General features: G+C 39.9%; 1 protein-coding gene. It reads left to right on the top strand.

Annotated features, from left to right (window positions below; translation table 11 throughout):
- Positions 1-343 (top strand): adaptor protein MecA (locus CP370_RS09180; RefSeq protein ID WP_199160328.1); only part of this gene is annotated, 343 nt, incomplete at its 5' end.
- Positions 344-607: the final 264 nt, after the last annotated feature.

Here is a 607-nt window from a genome sequence, read left to right on the forward strand (position 1 = left end):
TGATGCAGATCCGGCAGACTTTAATAGTTATGGCAGCGATAGTGACGACACCCAAACAAAGGTAATTAAACTTAACGATTTTGAAGGCTTACCAGGAATTGCGGCCGCGATTAGTGATGTGAACGGTCTGGATTCGGTCCTTTACCGCTATAAAGATAGTTACTATTTAGAGTTGGTTTTCTATATGAGTGAAAATACTCCCGAGTTGGTCAAGGATAATTTAGCTTTGGCGTACGAGTATGGCGATCAAACGTCAATTACTAGCGAAGTACTTCGTGAACACGGGAAAACAATTATTGATAGTGCTGCTTTAGAGTTAGCCAAACACTATTTTAAAGCGTAACGATTAGCTAGAAAACGGCTTTGAGGTTAGGGAAATCTGAACGGATTTTTCCTTAACCTCTTTTTTGTGGAAAAGTAGCTGCTATTTTTATGAAAATGCGTAAAAACATTTACTTCCGCGAATAATCTCTTTTAGCTTGCGTATTTGCTAATAGAGGTGAATTTAATGAAGGTTGCATTAACAGAAACGGGGAAATTGGTGAAAGCCGCTACTGCAATTGCTAAGGGCAGATACTATTGCCCACAATGCCACCGGCCATTACGA

This window comes from Lactobacillus sp. UMNPBX19, assembly GCF_002553805.1.
GTDB lineage: Bacteria > Bacillota > Bacilli > Lactobacillales > Lactobacillaceae > Lactobacillus.